Annotated in this window: 16 protein-coding genes and 3 tRNA genes; 7 read left to right on the top strand and 12 right to left on the bottom strand. The window is 70.3% G+C overall.

The features are described from left to right. Positions 1-21 precede the first annotated feature (21 nt). On the bottom strand, positions 22-246 hold the full coding sequence (secE, locus tag ACIB24_RS13540; RefSeq protein ID WP_398281011.1) for a preprotein translocase subunit SecE: 225 nt from the start codon (positions 244-246) through the stop codon (positions 22-24). A 51-nt stretch (positions 247-297) separates the two neighbouring features. After that, positions 298-370 (bottom strand) — tRNA-Trp (locus ACIB24_RS13535). A gap of 237 nt (positions 371-607) precedes the next feature. Here ACIB24_RS13535 and ACIB24_RS13530 point away from each other — a divergent pair. The 3 genes from ACIB24_RS13530 (at position 608) to ACIB24_RS13520 (ending at position 5,139) form a co-directional block, all read left to right on the top strand. Further along, entirely contained in the window at positions 608-1,810 is a 1,203-nt protein-coding gene (locus ACIB24_RS13530; RefSeq protein ID WP_398281008.1) for a pyridoxal phosphate-dependent aminotransferase, read from the top strand. 25 nt (positions 1,811-1,835) lie between these two features. Then, positions 1,836-3,326 carry an FUSC family protein gene (locus ACIB24_RS13525; protein WP_398281005.1) on the top strand — a complete coding sequence of 497 codons (1,491 nt, stop codon included), beginning with the start codon at positions 1,836-1,838 and terminating at the stop codon, positions 3,324-3,326. A gap of 178 nt (positions 3,327-3,504) precedes the next feature. Further along, positions 3,505-5,139, top strand: coding sequence for a hypothetical protein (locus ACIB24_RS13520; protein WP_398281002.1), 1,635 nt, complete (start codon positions 3,505-3,507; stop codon positions 5,137-5,139). 9 nt (positions 5,140-5,148) lie between these two features. On the opposite strand, the gene ACIB24_RS13515 is transcribed toward ACIB24_RS13520, so the two are convergent. From ACIB24_RS13515 to ACIB24_RS13505, 3 genes are all read right to left on the bottom strand, one after another. Continuing rightward, positions 5,149-6,306 (bottom strand): hypothetical protein, encoded by a 1,158-nt coding sequence (locus ACIB24_RS13515; protein WP_398280999.1) that lies wholly within the window; start codon positions 6,304-6,306, stop codon positions 5,149-5,151. A gap of 15 nt (positions 6,307-6,321) precedes the next feature. Continuing rightward, positions 6,322-7,557 carry a hypothetical protein gene (locus ACIB24_RS13510; RefSeq protein ID WP_398280997.1) on the bottom strand — a complete coding sequence of 412 codons (1,236 nt, stop codon included), beginning with the start codon at positions 7,555-7,557 and terminating at the stop codon, positions 6,322-6,324. Positions 7,558-7,759: 202 nt separating this feature from the next. After that, entirely contained in the window at positions 7,760-8,932 is a 1,173-nt protein-coding gene (locus ACIB24_RS13505) for a helix-turn-helix domain-containing protein (protein ID WP_398280994.1), read from the bottom strand. Positions 8,933-9,237: 305 nt separating this feature from the next. On the opposite strand from ACIB24_RS13505, the gene ACIB24_RS13500 reads away from it, so the two are divergent. The 3 genes from ACIB24_RS13500 (at position 9,238) to ACIB24_RS13490 (ending at position 11,214) form a co-directional block, all read left to right on the top strand. Then, complete coding sequence (locus ACIB24_RS13500; RefSeq protein WP_398280991.1) at positions 9,238-9,501, top strand: hypothetical protein; 264 nt, start codon at positions 9,238-9,240, stop codon at positions 9,499-9,501. A gap of 115 nt (positions 9,502-9,616) precedes the next feature. Then, the gene (locus ACIB24_RS13495; protein WP_398280989.1) at positions 9,617-10,666 is read left to right on the top strand and encodes an adenosine deaminase; all 1,050 of its coding nucleotides are present in this window, start codon (positions 9,617-9,619) and stop codon (positions 10,664-10,666) included. Positions 10,667-10,770: 104 nt separating this feature from the next. Next, positions 10,771-11,214 (top strand): GNAT family N-acetyltransferase, encoded by a 444-nt coding sequence (locus ACIB24_RS13490; RefSeq protein ID WP_398280986.1) that lies wholly within the window; start codon positions 10,771-10,773, stop codon positions 11,212-11,214. A 9-nt stretch (positions 11,215-11,223) separates the two neighbouring features. Here the strand turns inward: ACIB24_RS13490 and ACIB24_RS13485 are convergent, their stop codons facing one another. The 7 genes from ACIB24_RS13485 to ACIB24_RS13455 form a co-directional block, all read right to left on the bottom strand. After that, a complete protein-coding gene (locus ACIB24_RS13485; RefSeq protein ID WP_398280983.1) occupies positions 11,224-12,273 on the bottom strand; it encodes a UDP-N-acetylmuramate dehydrogenase in 1,050 nt (349 codons plus the stop codon). A 9-nt stretch (positions 12,274-12,282) separates the two neighbouring features. After that, positions 12,283-12,714, bottom strand: coding sequence for a MaoC/PaaZ C-terminal domain-containing protein (locus tag ACIB24_RS13480; RefSeq protein ID WP_398280980.1), 432 nt, complete (start codon positions 12,712-12,714; stop codon positions 12,283-12,285). Further along, entirely contained in the window at positions 12,714-13,181 is a 468-nt protein-coding gene (locus tag ACIB24_RS13475; protein WP_398280977.1) for an FAS1-like dehydratase domain-containing protein, read from the bottom strand. Before ACIB24_RS13475 ends, ACIB24_RS13480 begins: the two co-directional genes overlap by 1 nt. 155 nt (positions 13,182-13,336) lie before the next feature. Further along, positions 13,337-13,507, bottom strand: coding sequence for a 50S ribosomal protein L33 (rpmG, locus tag ACIB24_RS13470; RefSeq protein WP_398280974.1), 171 nt, complete (start codon positions 13,505-13,507; stop codon positions 13,337-13,339). 37 nt (positions 13,508-13,544) lie between these two features. Continuing rightward, positions 13,545-13,617 (bottom strand) — tRNA-Met (locus ACIB24_RS13465). 43 nt (positions 13,618-13,660) lie between these two features. Then, positions 13,661-13,733: transfer RNA gene (locus ACIB24_RS13460), tRNA-Thr, on the bottom strand. A gap of 71 nt (positions 13,734-13,804) precedes the next feature. Continuing rightward, complete coding sequence (locus ACIB24_RS13455; protein ID WP_398280971.1) at positions 13,805-14,419, bottom strand: TetR/AcrR family transcriptional regulator; 615 nt, start codon at positions 14,417-14,419, stop codon at positions 13,805-13,807. 93 nt (positions 14,420-14,512) lie between these two features. Here ACIB24_RS13455 and ACIB24_RS13450 point away from each other — a divergent pair, with 93 nt between their 5' ends. Beyond that, positions 14,513-16,066 (top strand): DHA2 family efflux MFS transporter permease subunit, encoded by a 1,554-nt coding sequence (locus tag ACIB24_RS13450; protein WP_398280968.1) that lies wholly within the window; start codon positions 14,513-14,515, stop codon positions 16,064-16,066. Positions 16,067-16,107: the final 41 nt, after the last annotated feature.

The raw sequence follows: 16,107 nt of genomic DNA, 5'->3' as shown, positions 1-16,107 counted from the left end.
TGCCGGCCGGGCGGAACGACCTCAGCCGTTCCCGCCGAACGCCCAGAGCACGAGGTGCCCCAGGCCGAAGTCCAGAACCGACACGTAGGTCATGACGGCCAAGACGAAGACGAGCACGACCGACGTGTAGGTGATCAGCTCCGTCCGCGTCGGCCGGACGACCTTGCGCAGCTCCGCGACGACCTGCCGCAGGAACAGCAAGGGGCCGCCGCGACGGCTCTTCGTCGTCGATGACGCGCTGCTCACTTCTCACCTCTAGTCCTGGTACGTCGGTCGGTGGAGCCCGAAGGCTCCCCGCAGGGCAGGAGGGACTCGAACCCCCAACCGCCGGTTTTGGAGACCGGAGCGCTGCCAGTTGCGCCACTGCCCTACGGGTGGAACGTGCCGTGCATGCCCGCCGTGCCCGACTTGGGGCAGCCTGAAGCATGGCGGTCCGCAACCACCCGGCCCCGAGTGTACGCAGCCGTACGGGTCCGGGTCGAACCAGCAGCGCCGGGCCCGGCGGGCGGCGAGGCGCCCGCGCCGGCGGGCGGACGACGTCCAGAGGCCCGTCCCTCGTCCGAAACCCCGGTGAAACGATCTCCCCGGAGGTGGAAGGATGCAGGGCGTGAGCCAGCGCATCTCCACCAGGATCAGCCAGATCGCCGAGTCCGCCACCCTCGCCGTCGACGCCAAGGCCAAGGCCCTCAAGGCCGCCGGGCGTCCGGTGATCGGGTTCGGCGCCGGTGAGCCCGACTTCCCGACCCCCGGCTACATCGTCGACGCGGCGATCGAGGCGGCCCGGGTCCCGGCCAACCACCGGTACACGCCGGCCGGCGGCCTGCCCGAGCTGAAGAAGGCCATCGCCGCCAAGACGGCCCGCGACTCGGGCTACGAGGTCGACCCGGCCCAGGTGCTGGTCACCAACGGTGGCAAGCAGGCGGTGTACGAGGCGTTCGCCGCCATCCTCGACCCGGGTGACGAGCTGCTGCTGCCCGCGCCGTACTGGACGACGTACCCCGAGGCCGCCCGCCTGGCCGGCGGCGTGCCGGTCGAGGTGTTCGCCGGGGAGGACCAGGACTACCTGGTCACCGTCGAGCAGCTCGAGGCCGCGCGGACCGAGAAGACCAAGGCGCTGCTGTTCTGCTCGCCCTCCAACCCGACGGGGTCGGTGTACCCGCCCGAGGCCGTCAAGGCCATCGGCGAGTGGGCGCTCGAGCACGGCATCTGGGTCGTCACCGACGAGATCTACGAGCACCTGACCTACGACGGGGTGAAGGCCGCCTCGATCGTCGTCGAGGTCCCGGCGCTCGCCGACACCTGCATCGTGCTGAACGGCGTGGCGAAGACCTACGCCATGACCGGCTGGCGGGTGGGCTGGCTGATCGGCCCGGCCGACGTCGTCAAGGCCGCCACCAACCTGCAGTCACACCTGTCGTCCAACGTCGCCAACGTGTCCCAGCGCGCCGCGATCGCGGCGCTGGAGGGCGACCTGTCGGCCGTCGACGCGATGAAGGTGGCCTTCGACCGGCGGCGCAAGCTGATCGTCTCGATGCTGAACGAGATCGACGGCGTCGTCTGCCCCACCCCGCAGGGCGCGTTCTACGCCTACCCGTCGGTGAAGGGCCTGCTGGGCAAGACGATTCGCGGCCGGACCCCGCAGACGTCCGCCGAACTGGCCGCGCTCATCCTCGAGGAGGCCGAGGTCGCCGTCGTCCCGGGTGAGGCCTTCGGCCCGTCGGGCTACCTGCGACTGTCGTACGCGATGAGCGACGACGACATCGTCGAGGGCGTCTCGCGGATGCAGAAGCTGCTCGCCGAGGCGCACTGAGACCGGTTCGAGGGCGGGGCGGGCGATGCGGTTCGTCGCCCGCCCCGCCCTCGTCGCCCTGCTGACGGTCGCCCTCACTCTGGGCACGGTTCTGCCCCTCGTCGCGTGGGATCCGCTCGACCCGAGCTACGCCGTGACCGCGGGGGCCGTCGCCCTCTCCGGGGCGCGGCTCGACCGCCGCGGGACGGCGCCGCTCGCCCGCCTGCTGCGGGTGCCGGTCGTGGTGGTGGTCCTGGCCTGCGTGGGCTTCCTGCTCACGCACCTCGAACCGGTCGGGGACGCCGTCGTGGTGACCGTCTACGGCCTGGCGATCGTCTCGCGCCGGTTCCCGCCGCCCGTGGCCGCCGCCGGTCGAGCCGCCCTGCTGCCTCTGCTGGCGATGTTCATGACCCCCGTGCCGGTCGGCGACCGGCCGGTCGTGTCCCTGCTGCTGATCACCGCGATCTGCCTGGTCGCGGCGTTCTGGTCGCTGGTCGCCGAGCGTCTCGTCGGCGAGGCGCCGCCCCCGTCCCGGCTGCGGACGCTGGTCGCCGCCGCCCGCCGGGGCTCCCCTGCTGCGCACGCCGCGGCCCGCGAGGTGGACGCGACCATGGCGCCCGACGCACCCGGGCGGGCGGACGTCGTCCGGGTGCAGGTCGCGGTGGACGGCGGGCACGACGTCGAGCCACCGCTCGCCGCCCTGGCCGGCTCGTACTCCCCCGGACCGGCGCCGCCGCCCCAGCCCCGGCGGCCGCCGAGCGCGCGCGCCGTGGACTCGCTGGCCCTGCAGGGCGCGGTCGCGCTGGCGCTGGGACTCGTTGCGGGGCAAGTACTCTTCCCGGCCCACTGGCCGTGGACCGCCGTCACCGTGCTGACCATGACCGTGTCGGCCCGGGCGCGCGGCGACGTCCTGTACCGCGGGCTCGAACGCCTCGGTGGCGCCGCGGCGGGTACTGTGTTGTCGGCGCTCGTCGCCGAGGCCGTCGGCGGGCATCGGTCCCTCGGGATCGGTTCACTGCTGGTGGTTTTCGCGCTGGCCGTGCTGCTGCGGGACGTCGGCTACGTCTGGTGGGCACTGCTGCTGACCACGACCCTGGGCCTGCTCTACGGCGTTCTGGGCGCGGAGTCGGGCGTTTCCGTGCTGGCCGAGCGCCTGCTGGCCGTGCTGGTCGGCGCGGTGTGCGCCGTCGTCCCGGCGTTCGTCATACGACCCATCCGGTCCCGGCAGCTCGTGAAGCGCCGCGCTGCCGACTGGCTCGCCGCCGTGCGTTCGCTGCTGGACGACGACGCCTCCGATCCCGTCGTCTCCCGGCTGCGCGCGGTGGAGGCGGCGACGGATGTCCTACGCGACTCCGTTGTACCGCTGCGGCTCGCGAATCGCCTGTGGCGCAGGCACTTCGCCGTCCCGCTCGGTTGGTCCGAGGTCGCCTGCGAGGCCCTGCCCGCCGCGCGCCGCACCGCACTGGACGACGGATCAGCAGCCACTGAACTGCGCCACGCCTACGCCCGGGTGGGCCGTTCCGTGCGCGAGACCTGACCCCGACCATTGCACTAACGCGTGTCATCGAGCGGGAGATCGCCCACTCGGCGCCCGATCTCGTGCTGCGCGGCTGCTCCGTGCGGGTGGGCACGTCAGGCGAGAGGTTCAGGTGCCCGCCGCCGCGCGTCGATGCCCTGGGCTGCACCAGCGAGTGTCCCTACGGGAAGGACGCCCCATGTCTCGGTCCAGCATCGGCCGCACTGCCGCCGTCTGTCTGACGGCGATCGTCGCGGGAGCCTGTCTTTCAGTTCCGGGGACGGCGAGCGCCGCACCGCCCACGGTCAGGGCCACCGCGGGAACGATCGGGTCGGCGACCGTGGTCGACATCGGGGTGGACAGCGCGCCCTCGATGGTGCTGGTCGGGTCCCGCCTGTTCGTGGCGGCCGGTGACCAGATCCGGGTCCTCTCCGGCACCGGTCGACCGGTAGCCACCATCACCGGGCAGGCCGGAGTGTCCGATCTGGCCCTGGCCGCCGACGGAACTCTCTACGCAGCGCTGAAGAACGCCTCGGCGATCTCGATCATCGATCCGGTCGGCCTGAAGGAGACGGCCCGGATCTCCTCTCTGCCCTGCGTGAGCCAGCTGGCCGTGAACAGCACTTCCCTGTTCGCGGGGCAGGGTTGCGATCAGAACCAGGCCACCGTGACCGTCATTGATCGGTCCACGGCCTCCGTCACCCAGTCCCTCGAGCGCACGTGGTACCGGCCGCCGCTGCTGGCGGCGAACGAGTCCCGCCTGGTCGCCCTCGGTCAGGGCGTCACCCCCGCGACCCTCGCCACCTACTCGCTCTCCGGCGGGACGGCGACCGAGACCGCTGCCGCCCGTACGGAACTCGTGAACGCGGTCGCACTCAGCCCGGACGGCCGCCGCATCGCGGGAGCAGAGATGTCCCCCTACGGCCTCGCCGAGCTGGACGCCGACACGCTTCAGCAGACCGCCTTCTACACGACCGGGCCGTACCCCACCGGCGCCGCCTACTCGGCCGACGGCACCAAGCTGGTCGGCACGCTGCAGGCAGGTTCCGACTGGAACATGGTCGTCTTCGCCACCGCGGACGGTTCGACGCTGACCCGTCGCCGCGTCGTCATCCCCGGCGAGTCCTCCGTGGACATGACACCCGGCACCGCCGTGTTCGACGCGGCGGCCGGCCACGTGTACGCCATCGCCTCCAACGGCTCGCCCTTCGACCCGACGGCGCGTCTGGCGATCATCGCCACCCGGGAACCACTGCCGTCCTCGGTCAGGGTGAAAGCGGGGTCTCACGCCTTCGGCAAGGCGGTACCGGTCTCAGTCACCGGCCGGGCCGGGGCGAAGGTCACGCTGGCCGTCGACGACGGCGGCGCCAGGAGTACCAAGTCGTTGACCCTCGGTTCGTCGGGCACGGGGACGACCAGTGTCCGGGCCGACCACGGTGGCTCGGTCACCGCGACCCTGCCCGGTGATGCGGACTACGCACCCGCGACCTCGACCGCGAAGATCATCTCAGCGTCCCGCACCAGCATCGGTCTGAGCGGCTTCTACAAGACGTCCAAGGGGGTCCGCTACTTCCACAGCTACAAGGACGTCGAGTTCACCCTGCGGGTCAAGCCGGCAGGCTTCTTCACGGTGACCCTGAAGGGGCAGATGAAGAGCGGCGGGAAGTGGCGCACCTACCAGACGCTCGCCCTGAACACCGACTCACGCGGGTTCGCCTACGCCCACCTGCTACGCGGGTCGAAGAACGTACCGACCCGGGTGTCTGTGAAGTTCTCCGGAGCCGGAAACCTCAAGGGTTCCTCCTCCGGGTGGGCCACCTATCGGATCACCTGAGGGCCCGGACTAACCGCTCACGTGGGCGCCCGTGAGGTTCTCGAACTTCAGGGCGGTGCCGAGGTCGTCACCCGTGCCCTCCAACTCGGCCAGCTGCTCGACCCACCGGTCCTGGTCGTCGCGCCAGGCACGGACGTACGCGGTGAACAACGAGGGGGCGAAGGAGGTGCACTCCTCGACGGACGCCTGCCAGCAGCGTTCGAAGGTGCGGCGGCGCCTCGCCGGGACACCGGGGCCGGCGAACAGCAGAGTCATCCGCTCCCGGACTTCTTGCAGCATGACGGCCCGGCCGCGCAGGACCTCGTGCCACAGATCCGCCGAGAGCGCCTCCTCCACGGGTCTTTCCGCATGGATGAGTCCGAACAGGCCCTCGGCGAGGATGTCTCCGAACTCCTCCCGCCGGGCGCGCCGGACCTTGAACGGGTTGAACGCCTCCTGCCCCACCTCTCCCGCCATGGTCACCCGCCCCTCGCGCACCGGATCGTGCAGGAACAACCAGTCCTCGTTGTAGACCGGCGGGAAGAAGGGCACCTCGCCGAGGGTGTCGACGAGCAGGGCGCCACCACCGATGAAGATCCCCTGCTCGAGCCGGACCTCACGACGCAGGTGGCAGATCACGGAGTTGTCGGGGAAGTCCGCCAGCGCCCAACCGACCGCGCGCAACCCCGCCCCCTCCATGGCTCCGGCCGCGGCGAGCACCTGAGACCGAGGGAGGTCGACCACGTCGTCGTCCAGGAAGAGCACACGACGCCACCCCAGACGACGCGCGAGTCGTAAGCCCACGTTGCGCTTGGCCGCCGTGTCGGCGTGCGGGTTGCGCCGGGTGTCGGACAGTTGCGCGACGGAGAGCCGGAAGAAGGGCCTACGCACCCTCGCGCCGAGCGGGACGACGGCGCCGGGCCGGCCGTCCAGCACTTCGTGAGCCTCCTCCTCCGACCAGGACTTCGAGGTCAGGACGACGAGCGGTACGTCGAGCTTCCGGGCGACGCGCGCGGCGGTGCGCAGCATGGTCGGGGGGCGGCGCGACGGGACGATCACGGCGTCCACCCGACCGCGCTCCGGTGGCACGTCGAACGGCTTGAGGAGCCGGCTGTGGTCGTGACGGTGCGGGTTGGGGACCGGCCCGAAGAGGGCCGAACCGTCGAGAGCGCCCCAGGCCTTCGTCATCGCCCCGCCGTCAACTCATGCGATCACGCTCCGCGGTCCACCCGTGATCGCCGCGTAACGATTTTGGGCCTTCCGGGCTACTTTCGTCCAGACCGCGGGGCGCGCAGCCTGCCTTATCGGGGCCACCAGCAGAGCATCCGCGGGCGTGAGGACGTCATCGGACACCTCGGCCGGAGGTTGCCCGACCGCGATCTGCTTGAGCAGCAGCTCGGCGTCCACCGTGCGGTGCGCCGCCCGGACGCGGTGCAGATGACGGGCCCACCGCTCGAGGTGCCGCGGTTGGGTCCGCACCCATTCGGCCAGGTCGACCGGATCCAGTCCGCGGGCGAGTTGTTCGGCCCGCCGCAACGCCAGGACCGCTTCGTTGCGCCGCTTCCGTCCGCCCGGGCGGAGAAGGCTGAACCCGTGCAGGACCGTGATCAGAGCCGTGATCATGCGCAGCCGCGATCTCACGGCCCGCCGCCAGAACTCCGGCTGCAACGCCTGCGAGTCAGGGGCGAAGAGGTCACCGCCGTCCTCGAGCAGGTTCAACAATCCCTCGGCGAGGACGTCACCCCGTTCCTGCCGTTCGACCCGGTCCAGGGTGTAGGGGTCGTACTCCTCCTGCGTCACCGTGCCGACCCGCCCCAGAGCGCCGAACCGATCCTCCCGGGCGGCCGCCAGGGCGATGAGGAAGAACCAGTCCTCGTTGTACATGTCGGGGAAGAAGGGCGTCTTCTCCGACACCGCCACCAGCAACGCACCGGCACCTATGAAGGTGGACTGAGGGCGGCCGGCCAACCGACGTGCATGACACACGACCGAGTTGTCGGGGAAGTCGGTGCACGACCAGCCGACGGCATCCACACGCTCGCGTCGCATCCACTCACCGACTTCGGCGACGTTCGCCGCATTGAGCCCGTCGGAGTGCGGGCTCTCCTCCATGTCGTCGTCCAGGAACAACACCTGTTCCCACCCGAGGACCACGGCGACCACCAAGGCCAGATTCCGCTTGGCCGCGACGTCGTAGCCCGACGGATCGCGCTCCAGGATGTCCTGTGCCGCATGCCATCTACGGTTCACGTCATCGAAGTCGATCACGTGCACGCGGGCCCGGACATCGAGTGCCACGAGGTCCCAGGGGAAGTCGGCCTCCGACGCCGGGCCGCTGCGAATGACGAGGACACGACATCCGGTGTCGGCCGCCAACCTCAGCCCGAGGAGGATCCCCGGACAGGCGCGCGGGTCCGGCCCCACCGTCGGGATCACCACGGCATCGGGCCCTCCGCGTCGTGACCCGCTCTCCGCCCAGGGGCTCAGTGGCGTGGTGCGCAGCAGGAACGAGTGGTCGGGCCGGTGGTCCCACGGTTGGGAGGCACGCTCGGCGCCCGCATTCACGTGCCGGCCGGCCGATGGAACCTTGGTCATGATGAAACCCCGTTGTCAGCAGCTGCCTTCCGTGGCTGACTCACGATCAGGAGGACAGTCGCAGGATGGTGTCGGACAGACTCAGCTCGGGAGTCATGGTCTTCTCCCCGCCGAAGACGGGGACGGTGAACAGCACCCAGAAATCATCCGACGCGGGCAGCGAGGCAAGCCACTCCTCATTGCGAGACCGGTACGGCTCGTGGGTGAAGGCACGGACGGCGCCGTAGGTGCCGCGGCTGAAGATGCCCGAGAGCATCGTGACCGTGGCCTCGGCGTTGAAGGGATGCGGCTTGCGGACTATGAGCGCGACGTCATGCAGGAGGACGGGCGCGCCACGCAGCTGGACCCCGGCGGCCGCGGTGGCCGCGCCGGTGCCGGACTCCGCCAGGAAGAGCGGCCGGTGGGTCTCGCGATCGGGGCCGTCGAAGTCGGGATCCCCGGCCGCGTTCAACGAGACCACGAACTGACCGTCGGTCTCCTCGTTGCTGTTCGGCGGGAACTCCGGATGCACCGGCACCCGCAGGGCCGTCCGGAAGGCCGAGACGTCCCTGGACATCTGCCAGGGCGCGAGATCTCCGCCCCCCAGGATCACGACGTGTCCGACCAACTGATCGACGTTGAGCACCCGCTCGAAGGTCAACCACCGGATCTCGGACCGAGGATTGGCCGCGGCAAGGTGCCTGACCAGCTGCAGGAGTGCGTCGACGTCGGCGTTGAGCAGGGTCCGGACGGCGTTCGGGTGGGTGGAGTTGTTCGCGTACTGGATCACGGGAGGGAGACGGCCCATGTCCTCCTCGGCGACACCCTTCACCCCGAACTGCTCCTCACTGAACGGGGTGCAGAGGATGGTGATGGGCTGCCCATCGGGGAAGTGCCAGAAGCCGCCGTCCAGGCCGGGTGTCTCGGTGCCCGCCTCGACCACGGCCGGTTCGGACTGCCGGAGCCCACGCAGCTCGCGGAGGAGTTCGTCGCGTTGACCGCGTTCGGCTTCAGTGAGTTCATCGACCGGGATGAGCTGCGGTCCTGACGAGGCCACCGACCTCTCCACCCCGTAGAAGGTGGCCAGATCTTCGAGGCGTTCCTCGGGCGGGACAGCACGGTCCCTCTCCCACGAGCTGAGCAGAGCCGAACTGATCCCGAGCGCCTCGGCCACCGGCGCCTGCAACACGGTCCCGTGGATGCCGCGGGTCCGGAGGTCGCGCAGGCGCCTACCGAGCATCCCGGTCCCCATCCACATCAGTTCAGCAACTGAAACGACTGAAGCAGCTTAACCCCAGAGGTGTACCGCGCCACGAATATCCGAAGGGGTTCGTAACAAGAACTTGACCGGCGCTCCTCCGTTTGCCCCCAGAACCTCTCCGGATATCGCCTTGCGCTCACCCATTCAGCTCATTCACACTGGCTTCAGTAGTTGCACTGAAACCAGCTGAATTTACCGATGCAAGTCGCGTAAGTGTCAGATGCGGAGGATCCGCATCACATCAACCCAGGAGCCGCGCACCGCACCACGCAGAGGAGCCCACCATGTCGCCCGTCACCGCACTCGCAGAGCACGTCTACGGCAGCGCCCCCCAGTCAGGTCTGAACCTGACGTCCGCTCTCACCCTCATGGGTCTGGGGGTCGCCGGGCTCCTACTGTTCGTGGTCCTGCTCGGCGCCCTCTTCCGGGCCCCCACCGTGATCGTCGACAACGGCGGCGGCTCAGGGGTGTTCGGCGCGATCCTGTTCGCTGGGCTGGTCATCGGCGTCCTCTTCATGACCCTGATGCAGAACGGCGGCGCCCCCTAGGAACAGCCGGTCCGATCCGCCGCGGGGGCGGGTCGGACCGGCTGGGCCAGGCGGTGACACGCGACGTCCGGGCCACGGGGCCGGATCGTCGGACGACTGCTGGCACACTCTGTTCATGGAGGAGCCTCGATCCGTCACGTCACTGCCCAAGGCCCACCTGCACCTCCATTTCACCGGCTCGATGCGGCCTCAGACCCTGCAGGACATGGCCGCCAAACACCACATCCGGCTGCCCGAGACCCTGCGCGAGCACCACCTCCTGCGGCTCACCCCCGACGAGCGCGGCTGGTTCCGGTTCCAACGCCTCTACGACGCGGCACGCGCTTGCGTCCGCGACGCCGACGACATGCGCCGGCTGGTGATCGAGGCCGCCGAGGACGACGCGGCCGAGGGCAGCCGGTGGTTGGAGATGCAGGTCGACCCGACGTCCTACGCGCCGCATGTCGGTGGCCTGACGCCTGCACTGGAGATCGTGCTGGACGCCGCCCGCGAGGCCAGTGCGACGACCGGCTGCGAGGTGGCGATCGTCGTCGCCGCTAGCCGCACCCGCCATCCGCTGGAAGCCCGCACCCTGGCCCGGTTGGCCGCGCAGTACGCGGGAGACGGACCAGGCACGGTGGTCGGGTTCGGCCTCAGCAACGACGAAAGACGAGGCATCACCGAGGAATTCGCGGGCGCCTTCCGCATCGCCAAGCGGGCCGGCCTGGCCTCGGTGCCCCATTCCGGCGAACTGCTGGGGCCCGACCACGTACGGCACACGCTGGACTCCCTCGAACCCGACCGACTCGGTCACGGCGTGCGGACCGGTGAGGATCCGGACCTGCTCAAGCGGGTGATCGATCACGGGGTCGCCCTTGAGGTGTGCCCCGCGTCCAACGTGGCGCTCGGCGTCTACCACACCATGAAGGACGTCCCCCTGCCCGACCTTGCGGCCGCCGGCGCGACCATCGCCCTGGGCGCCGACGACCCACTGCTGTTCGGCCCGCGACTTGCCGCCCAGTACCAGGCGGCCAGAGACGTGCACGCCATGGACGACGAATCACTCGCCGACCTCGCTCGAGGTTCGATCGAGGCCTCGCGGGCTCCGGCCGGCACCAAGCAGCGGTTGAACGCCGACATCGACGGCTGGCTCGCCCATATGCCCGTGGCCGATCGCAAGGGCTGAGACCGCGATCTTCGCCAATGTGAGTGATTGATGCCAAAACAGGCGACTCGTGTCACCGTGGTCTCATTCCGAGGTCGTCACGGGGAGGTGCGGTCATCTGTCGCGTGGCACGGGTCGACGAATGGCCCACGCTCAAGGACGTACGCCTGCGGGCCCTGGCCGACTCCCCGGAATCCTTCTTGGAGAGTCTCGCTCAAGGGTCAGCACGGGACGAGGCGGGCTGGCGGGCGACGTTCTTCGACGGCTCGTGGCACGTCGCCGAAGTCGAGGGTCGATGGGTCGGGCTGGCCCGGACGCGCACATACGACGACGCGCCTGACGAGTACTACCTCGAAGCCTTCTGGATCGATCCCGCCCACCGTGACAAGGGAATCGGCCGCCGGCTGATCGCACACGTGGCCCGATTGGCGGCCGCAGACGGGCGAAAGAGGCTACGACTCGCCGTTCTTCACTCGAACGATGAACGCAGGCCCATCTTTGAGCAGTTGGGATTCGTCGCCGATGGCCAACCCACAGAGTCCGAACAGCAGATGGTCTACAGGCTCTGAGGCCACAGCTCAGAGCGTCAGGCCGACCAGTTCGGGTTCGGGGACCAACGTGACACCGAACCGGGCCTGAACGCCGTTGCGCACCTCGCGCGCCAGACGCACCACGTCGGCGGCCGAGGCCGATCCGCGGTTGGTCAGGGCCAGCGTGTGCTTGGTCGACAGGGACGCCGGGCCGGGCAGCCCGTAGCCCTTCGCAAACCCCGCGTGCTCGATCAGCCAGGCGGCCGACAGCTTGGTCGACGAACCAGCGGGCCAGCGCGGCGCGTCGTCCGGAACCGCCGAGGGCACCGACGACAGCACGGGATTGGTGAAGAACGAACCGGCACTCCAGGTGTCGTGATCCGAAGCGTCGAGCACCATGCCCTTGCCGCGCCGCAGGTCCAGCACGGCCTCGCGCACGTCGAACAGCGAGACCCGCTCCCCCTCGCCCGTTTCCAGCACCCGGGACAGCTCGCCGTAGCGCACCGGCTCGGCGCGTGACCCGACCACGAACTGGAACACGACCTCCAGCACCACGTACCGCGGCCCCCCGGCCGAGGGCCCGGACGTCAGCCGGGTGCGCTTGAAAAGCGAGTCCCGGTAGCCGAATCCGCATTCGGCAGCGGCGAACGTCTTGACCTTCGACGCGACCCGGTCCCACGTCCGCACCTGGGCGACCGTCGAGGAAACCTCCTGCCCGTACGCGCCCACGTTCTGCACGGGTGTGGCCCCGACCGAACCCGGGATCCCCGACAGCGCCTCGATGCCGATCCACTCCGACTTGGCGGCGTGCTCGACGAACGCGTCCCACGGCTCCCCCGCCGCGACCCGCACGACGGCCCCGCCGCAGTAGTCCACCGACTCGGGCGTGACGCCTCGGGAAGCCACCGAGATCACCGTCCCCGGGAAGCCGGCGTCGGCCACCACGAGGTTCGACCCACCCCCGACCAGCAGCACGGGCGAGCCGGCGGCGTCGGCCGCGCGGACGGCGTCCACCAGTTCGTCCGACGAGCGTGCCACCACGTACGACCCCGCGGGCCCCCCGACCCGCAGCGTCGTCAGTTCAGCAAGAGAGACCACGCGCCAAGGCTAGGCGAGACGAACTACGGCCCGTGCCTTGCCCAGCACCTTCTGCCCGTCGCAGATCGCGGTGAGGTCGACGGACACCGTCTTCGAGGAGTCGTCCTTCTCGGCCACGACGCCGCTGATCTCGACCGTGGCGCCGGCGTCGTCGTCCGGCACGACCACCATCGACGTGAACCGCACGCCGTACTCGACGACCGCCCCCGGGTCGCCGACCCAGTCGGTGACGAACCGGCCGCCGGTGGCCATGGTGAACATGCCGTGCGCGATGACGTTGGGCAGGCCGACGGCCTTCGCGATGCGCTCGTTCCAGTGGATGATGTTGAAGTCGCCGCTGGCGCCCGCGTAACGGATCAGGTCGAAGCGGCGCACCGGGTAGGAGACGGCGGGCAGCTCGTCACCGACGGAGACGCTGTCGTAGGTCGGCTGGTCGCTCATCAGGACCCCTCCTTGGCGCCCTCGCCGGCACCCCGGACGACGATCGTGGACTTGGCCGTGGTGACGGGCGAACCATCGGCGTCGGCGATCTCGACGCGCGTGCTGACCATGGCGTGCCGGCCGCGGGTGTCGACCTCGTCGACGTGCAGCGTGGCCACGAGCACGTCCCCGGCGACGATCGGCCGGTGGTGGATGAAGCGCTGCTCGCCGTGCACGACGCGGGAGAAGTCGATGCCGGCCTCGGGGTCGATGATGACCTGCGCGTCGCTGCGCTGGGCCACGAGCACGGCCAGCGTCGGCGGGGCGATCACGTCGGGGTAGCCCTTGGCGCGGGCGGCCTCGGGGTCGCGGTGCAGCGGGTCCCACGAGTTGATCGCCTCGGCGAACTCGCGGATCTTCTCCCGGCCCACCTCGTACGCCGGGGAAGGTGGGTACACCCGCCCGGCGATCTCCGGGTTCACGCCCATGTCGCCCTCGCTCTCCGTGTGCGGTCACGCCGATCGGCGCGGGCCGACTTTATGAAAGGCACCGTAACCACACACGGCCCGGCACTGTGACCCGGGTCCCAAACGGCAGAAAGGCCGCCCCCCACCCGGGGACGGCCTTCCGACGAGCGCTGACCTCAGCGGGTCTCGCGGTGCTCGGTGTGCTTGTGGCAACGCGGGCAGAACTTCTTCAGCTCCAGCCGGTCGGGGTCGTTGCGGCGGTTCTTCTTGGTGATGTAGTTCCGCTCCTTGCAGTCCACGCAGGCCATCGTGATCTTGGGGCGGACATCCTGGGACTTGCTGGCCACGGTCGTGCCTTCCTTCGTAATTCTGGGCTGTCGTCGGTAGCGGAGGCGGGACTTGAACCCACGACACAGCGATTATGAGCCGCTTGCTCTACCAACTGAGCTACTCCGCCATGCCCGGCGCCCGGCCGAGTCAACGGCTGCGGCACCGACCAGAGCCCCAGTAGGGAATCGAACCCTAGACCTTCTCCTTACCATGGAGACGCTCTGCCGACTGAGCTACTGGGGCCTGCCTCCGGCGGCGTACTGCTACCCGGCGGCGGTTCAGCGTACAGGCAACAGGCCGCCGGAAAGAAATCGTTACCCGTGCTCGGCGGGCCGGGTCTGCAAGCCCTCGACGATCAGCTCGAGCAGGTTCTCGTAGGACGCCTCCGGGTCGGGCGTGAGGGTCCGCCCGGCCAGCTCCAGCGACATCGCGCCGTGCACGGCGCTCCAGATCAGCTGGGCCAGTTCGGCCGGGTCGCCGGGCCGGATCCCCCCGGCGGCCTGGGCCGCCACCACGTTCTCGACCAGGACGCCGAAGGCCGCGCCGCCCGCCGCGTCGAGCTCCTGCGAGTGAGCGTCCAGGCTGCCCGCGTACTGGAACATCAGCTCGTAGAACCGGGGGTTGGCCAGCGCGAACGTGCGGTACTGCTGCCCGCACGCCCGCAGCCGGGGCAGCGGCAGCACCTCGGGATTCGACCGCAGCGTGGCCTCGAACCGGCGGAAACCGCGCACCAGCAACGCGTCGAGCAGGCCGTCCTTGCTGCCGAACCGGTTGTAGACGCCCATCGGGGCCACCCCGGCCTCCGTGGCCACTGCCCGCACGGTCAGGGCCGCCGCCCCCTCCCGCACCAGCACCGCCTCGGCCGCGTCGACCAGCGCGCCCTCGACGTCCCGGCTGCGCGTTCGCGTGCTCTCCGACCGGCCGTTCACCTGTTCATCCTCCCAGCCCTTGACGCCCCCCGACGTCTGTAGAACAGTGTTCCATAAGTTTATAACAACGTTCTATAGCCCGGAGGAGTTCCGATGGACCGCCACCCGAACCGTTGGCCGTTGCTGGCGGTGCTCTGCCTCAGCGTCCTGCTGGTCACCGTCGACAACACGATCGTCAACGTCGCCCTACCGACCCTCAGCCGCGAGCTCGACGCCTCCACCAGTTCCCTGCAGTGGATCGTCGACGCCTACACGCTCGTCTTCGCCGGGCTCCTCCTGGTCGCCGGGTACCTCGGGGACCGGTTCGGACGCCGCCGCTTCCTGTCCGCGGGGCTGGTCGCCTTCGGCGTCACCTCGGCGCTGTCGGCGCTGGCCTCCACGTCCGGCCAGCTGATCGCGGGCCGCGCGGCCATGGGCGCCGCGGCCGCCCTGATCTACCCGGCCACGCTGGGCCTGCTCACCAACCTGTTCACCGACGCCCGCGAGCGCGCGGCGGCCATCGGCATCTGGGCCGGGGTCTCGGGCCTCGCGGTCGCGATCGGCCCGGTCAGCGGCGGCGTCCTGCTCGAGCACTTCTCCTGGAACTCGGTGTTCCTGGTCAACGTGCCGTTCGTCGTCCTCGCCCTGCTGGCCGGCCGCTGGCTGCCCGAGTCGCGCGACGACGCCCCCGGCCGCTTCGACGGCCTCGGCGCCCTGGGCTCCGTAGCCGCCATCGGCCTCCTCGTGTGGACGGTCATCGAGGCCCCGAACCACGGCTGGACCAGCGGGACGACGCTCGCGGGCTTCGCGCTGTCGGTCGCCGCGGTCGCGGGGTTCATCACGCACCAGGCGCGGCGCACCGACCCGCTGCTCGACGTCCGGCTGTTCCGCAACGCCCGGTTCTCCGCCGGGTCGGGCGCCATCACGGCCGCGTTCTTCGGGCTGTTCGGCTTCATCTTCATGGTCACGCAGTACTTCCAGGCCGTCCGCGGGTACGACACGTTGAAGGCCGGCCTGGCCACGCTGCCGTTCGCGCTGGTCGTCGGCGTGATGTCGCCCGTGGCGATCGTGCTGATGCACCGGCTCGGCTCGACCCGGGTCGTGGCCACCGGCCTGGCGTCGATGAGCGGCGGGTTCCTGCTGGCCGCGACGACCGGGCTCGAGTCGGCCTACTGGGGGCGGATCGTCGCGTCGATGCTGCTGATGGCCGTCGGGCTCGCGCTGACCGCGGGGCCCGCCACCGACGCCATCATGGGTGCCCTGCCGGCCGCCAAGGCCGGCGTCGGATCGGCGGTGAACGACACGACCCGCGAGGTGGGCGGCACGCTCGGCGTCGCGGTGGTGGGCTCGACCATGAGTTCGGTGTTCGGCTCGCACGTCGCCGACGCCCTGCACGCGCTCGGCGCCCCGGCCGCCGCCGTGGACACCGCCCGCGAGTCGATCATCGCCGGGCTCCAGGTCGCGGGTTCGATCTCACCGCAGGCGGTGGACGGCGTCCGCGTCGCCTTCATGGACGGGTTCCGCACCGGCTCGTGGGTGTCGGCCGGCCTGACCGCCGTGGCCGCGCTCGCCGTCCTGGTCTTCCTGCCCGCCCGCCACCGCGAGGAGGCGACCGCCGAGCCCGAGCCGGCGGACGTCGTCCCCGACCCCCTCACCCCCGCACGTTGATCATGCGCAAACGCAGAATTTCTGCGGTGATCATGCACAAA

The organism is Spongisporangium articulatum, from assembly GCF_044465595.1.
In the GTDB taxonomy this organism is placed as follows: Bacteria; Actinomycetota; Actinomycetes; order Actinomycetales; family Kineosporiaceae; genus Spongisporangium; species Spongisporangium articulatum.
The sequence above is the reverse complement of the archived record's forward strand: the minus strand, read 5'-3'. Positions and strand labels throughout refer to the sequence as shown.